This is a genomic window from Arthrobacter sp. RIT-PI-e (genome assembly GCF_001187915.1).
Lineage (GTDB): Bacteria > Actinomycetota > Actinomycetes > Actinomycetales > Micrococcaceae > Arthrobacter_D.
Window position 1 is genome coordinate 1 of record NZ_LGIU01000101.1, and the last position, 4,485, is coordinate 4,485.

Below are 4,485 nucleotides of genomic sequence, written 5' to 3' on the forward strand. Positions count from 1 at the left end.
CTCCCGGAGCGGGGGGCCCGGCCGCAGCTCGGTGCTCTCACCCGGTCGGCGGGACACGTGCCCGCCGGTGCTGCCGCGCAGACGCGCCGCCACCGGCCGCGGCAGGCCCTGCCCCACGGGAGGACGGCTGCCGACCCGCCCCGGCGGCGCCCGCCCGCCGGGGCCCGGGGAGGACGGGTCCCGCCGCCGCGGCTCCCCGGCGCACACCAGCACCACCGCCTCCCCGGACGGGTGGGCCTCCACCAGGACGGGGCACTCCTCGTCCCCGCCCAGCACGAGAGCGCGCAGGGGGGACCCCGGTGCGGCGAGGACGGTGGCGGTGAGCCCCGCCCGGTCCTCCGCGCCCCGGTCGGGCACCACGAGCAGGCGGAGCTGCGAGCCGTCCGCTGCACTCTGCCCGTCCGCTCGCACGAGCACCGCCGGCCGGCGCGCAGCCCCGGATCCGCTGCGGAATGCAGCGCGGGTCGCGGTGCGTGCGGCGACTACGAGGAGGGCGAACGGCGCGGCGAGCGCCGCCGTCTCCGGCCTGCCGGACACGAGTCCGGCCATCACGCACACCAGGGCGAGGATGCCGGCCAGGGCCTCCGCCGCGGGGTGGTCCGTGCCGCCGTCGGCCGTCCCGCGGTCAGCCACGCGGCACCGTGGGCGGGGTGGCGACGTCCGCGAGGATCTCCCGCACCACCGTCCCGGTCGCCACTCCCTGGGCCCAGGACGACGGCGTCAGCGTGAGCCGGTGCGCCAGCACCGCGACGGCCCCGGCCTGCACGTCCTCCGGCACCACGAAGTCGCGGCCGTCGAGGACGGCCAGGGCGCGCCCGAGCAGCACGAGCGCCTGGGATCCCCGCGGTGAGGCGCCCACCTCGACGGCGGGGTGGTCCCGGGTGGCGCGGGTGAGCCGGACGGCGTAGTCCACCACGTCATCGTCCACCTGGATGCCCTCGACGGCGGACTGCAGGTGCAGCAGACCCTCGGCGGTGATCACGGGATCCACCCGGGTGCTCTCCTGCCGGCGCGAGATCCGCCGCGTGATGATGTCCTGTTCCCCCTGTGCCGGCGGGTAGCCGAAGCGCAGGCGTACGAGGAAGCGGTCCAGCTGGGCCTCGGGCAACGGGTAGGTCCCCTCGAACTCGATCGGGTTCCGAGGTCGCGAAGACGTGGAACGGGCGGGGGAGCGGGAGCGTGATGCCCTCCACCGAGACCTGGGCCTCCGCCATGGCCTCGAGCAGCGCGGACTGCGTCTTCGGGGAGGTCCGGTTGATCTCGTCCGCGAGGAACAGGCCCGCGAAGACCGGCCCGGCCCGGAAGTCGAACTCGCGTGTGGCCGGGTTGAAGACGGAGGAGCCGGTGACGTCCGAGGGCAGTAGGTCCGGGGTGAACTGGAGACGCCGGAAGTCGAGTCCGGGGGCCTGCGCGAGGGTCTTGGCGGCCAGCGTCTTGCCCAGCCCGGGAAGATCCTCGAAGAGCACGTGACCGCCGGCCAGGACGGCGCCGAGGGCCAGCCTCAGCGGCTCCTGCGCACCCACCACCACGCTCGCCGTCCGCCCGAGGATCAGCCGGCCGATCTCCGCGGCGTCGGCCGCGCTCGATGTCCCGGCGGTGATGGTCGGTTCGGGGAGGGTCATCCGGTCTCCTGGTGGGTGTGGGAGTCATCAGTGTGCTGGGTGTGCTGGGCGGGGTGGGCGGGGTGCAGCGCGAGCTGTTCGAGCTCGTCCAGCAGGGTGCCCATCCCGCGGTGGGAGAGCGGCTGCGGTGCCGTCCCCGCCACGAGGTCCTCGAGGGCTGCGCTCCGCGGCACTCCCGGGCGTGCGGCCACCAGCGCCCCGGCCACGGTCTGCAGTTCCCTGAGTGCGCGGGTCCCGGGTTCGGTGGAGGACAGCGAGAACTCGAGGGCCTGGAGGTCCCCGAGACCGCGGGGGACATCCGGGACGGCGGGCAGCACCGCGCGGGGCAGGCGCACGGCGTCCAGCAGACCGTTCGCCACACCGGCCGCGAGGGCCGCGCCCACCAGGATGACGGCATGCCGCCCGTCGAGCCCGAAGAACCAGGCCGAGAGGAGCGCGAGGAGCACGAGCGCGCCGGTGATCAGCCAGGCGGCCCGCTTCACGGCGTCGTGCCGTTCGCCCGGGACGCCGGGGCAGGCCCGAGTGCGGCGGCGAGTTCCTCGACCCTCGCTGCTGCGGGCGCCCGGGCCGCGGGCGTCAGCGCCGCTGACGCGGACGCCGCGCCGGAGCCGCCGAACCTGGCCCGCTGGTAGAGGCGGTGCAGCGCGGAGAGCGGCCGGGCGGGCAGCCCGGGCGAGGCCGCCGCGGCGGCGGCGAAGGCCGACGTCGTCCGGGACGGTCCGCGCACCAGGCCCGCGGCCGCACAGCGGCGCTCGAGGTCCAGCCAGCAGCGGATCACGACGTCGGAGGTCGTCCCCCCGGACGAGAGCGCGGTACGGGTCTCCTCGGCCCAGGCGGTCAGCGGGTGGGTCTCGGCCTGAACGATCCCTACCTCGGGCGTCCCGGTGTGCCGCTGGTCCGCCTCCTGCGAGCGGGAGCCGGACCGGCGGCGGACACGCAGCACGAAGCGCACGAGGAGTGCGAGGGCGCCCACCAGGAGCACCACGAGTGCGCCCAGCAGGAGATCGCCCGGGATCACGTGCGGCTCGGCGGCGTTCTCGGGTTCCACCGGCTCGACGGTCGCCGTGGGCGAGGGAACCGGCTGCTCGCGCTGCTGCACACGGGCATCGAGGACCGGATCGGCGGAGAGTGCGCCGGCGGAGGCTGCGGCGAGGACCACGAGGAGGAGGGCGAGGAGCGTGAGCAGCGTCGGCAGGGCGCGTGTCCGGTCGGTTCCCACGATGCCCCTCTGCAGTCGGACGAGCAGCTGCCACCGCGGCCCATCCGGGCTGCGTCCCGTGGAGCCTACCAAAAACAGAACCGCCGCCGGCCTGGTGGCCGACGGCGGTGGACTCTGCGAGTCATGGTGCCCTCGATAGGATTCGAACCTACGACCTTCTGCTCCGGAGGCAGACGCTCTATCCCCTGAGCTACGAAGGCGGACTACGGGGAAACCCGTACCCGAATGGGACTTCTGAAGCTTAGCAGGTGGCGGATGGCTCGGAAAAACGCGGGGTCAGTAGCCGGTGAACGCGTCCGTCAGTGCGCGGGAGCCACCGGCGGAGCGGATCCGGGCGCGGGTCCGGGTGATGAACGCGGGGGATCCCGAGACCAGGACGCGGCACCCCGGGAGATCGGGGACGGCTTCCAGCAGGTTCTCGGCGGTGGGCTCCGCGCCACCGTGCACCCAGCCCGCGGGCAGCGCCGTCGTGCTGCCGGACGGGGGCACCGACCCCGACTGCACGAAGAGCACCACCCGGACGCCCAGCTGCTCCAGCTCGTCGCGGTACGCGATCTCCTGCTCGTCGCGCACCACGTACACCAGCACGACGTCGCGCTCCTCGCCGCGCGCCGCGAGGTCGCGCAGCTGGCTCAGGAACGGGGTCACCCCGATGCCGCCGGCGGCGAGGAGCAGGGGGACGGCCGGATCCCTCGGCAGGGAGAAGTCCCCGCCCACGAGGGTCCCGGTGATGCGCGCGCTCTCCGGCAGGGTGAGGAGCGCACGCTTGAAGGAACTCCCCGACTCCGCCGTCCGCAGGCCGAAGGAGAGGGTGCCGGTGTCCTGGGGGGCGGAGGTGATGCTGAACACGCGGCGGCTCCCACGGCCGTCCGCACCCGCGTGCGGCAGGCTCAGTTCCATGTACTGACCGGCCCGGAAGCGCACGGGGTGCTCGGGCGCGAAGACCAGCTCCGTGCTGGTGGGCGTCAGCGCACGCGAGCCGGTCAGGGACAGGTGCACGCTGCGCCGCTGCCCGAGCAGGAAGGCGACGCCGTTCCCGATCAGGAGGGCGAACTCGGGGCCGAGGAACACGGGCCCCACGGACAGCTGCAGGGCGAGGACGACGGCGATGATCCCCGCGACCAGCCACTGCTGCCGGCGCAGCGGCGGCAGGGTGAGCGGCTCCGTGAGCATGAAGCCGAGCAGGAACAGCAGGGGGTAGGAGCTCAGCACCAGCTGCAGGCCGGCGAGCGGCTCCATCCCGCCCTGTACGAGCCCGAGGAGCAGGATGCCGATCCCGACCACCAGGAACACCGCGCCCATGGAGAGCTTGCGCGTCCGGTACAGCAGCAGGGCGGTGCCGAGCGCGACCACCGGCAGCAGGTACACGTTGGCCACCCACCACCCCGCCGCTCCCACGCCCAGCAGCGTGGCCACGGCGGCACCCGCCGCCGCCGGGTTGAACACGTGGCGGCCGCGCACCGCGAGCACGAACTTCGAGGCGCCGGCCGCGAGCCCCGCCACGAGGATGCCGCCCAGACCGGCCGCGGTGGCCGAGGGGAACATGACGAAGAAGAGGATCAGACCCGCGAGCAGGGAGGAATCGGCGTGCGGACGCAGGCGCAGGATCAGTGCCAGGAGCCGGGTGCCGATGAAGGTGCCGCC

3 protein-coding genes, 1 tRNA gene and 2 pseudogenes are annotated in these 4,485 nt (G+C 74.5%); all 6 read right to left on the reverse strand.

The window, feature by feature from the left end; translation table 11 throughout:
* Nucleotides 1–633 (reverse strand): annotated as a pseudogene (locus tag AC792_RS17395) (hypothetical protein); the annotation flags it as partial.
* Nucleotides 626–1,622 (reverse strand): annotated as a pseudogene (locus tag AC792_RS15570) (AAA family ATPase). The pseudogenes AC792_RS15570 and AC792_RS17395, both read right to left, overlap by 8 nt.
* A complete protein-coding gene (locus tag AC792_RS15575; RefSeq protein WP_049831408.1) occupies nucleotides 1,619–2,104 on the reverse strand; it encodes a hypothetical protein in 486 nt (161 codons plus the stop codon). Before AC792_RS15575 ends, AC792_RS15570 begins: the two are co-directional and overlap by 4 nt.
* Complete coding sequence (locus AC792_RS15580) at nucleotides 2,101–2,841, reverse strand: DUF4129 domain-containing protein (RefSeq protein WP_049831409.1); 741 nt, start codon at nucleotides 2,839–2,841, stop codon at nucleotides 2,101–2,103. The genes AC792_RS15575 and AC792_RS15580 overlap by 4 nt, the downstream gene beginning before the upstream one ends.
* Nucleotides 2,842–2,965: 124 nt before the next feature.
* Nucleotides 2,966–3,041 (reverse strand) — tRNA-Arg (locus AC792_RS15585).
* A 76-nt stretch (nucleotides 3,042–3,117) separates the two neighbouring features.
* On the reverse strand, nucleotides 3,118–4,485 hold a 1,368-nt coding region (locus tag AC792_RS15590), incomplete at its 5' end, for an FAD-dependent oxidoreductase (RefSeq protein ID WP_049831410.1).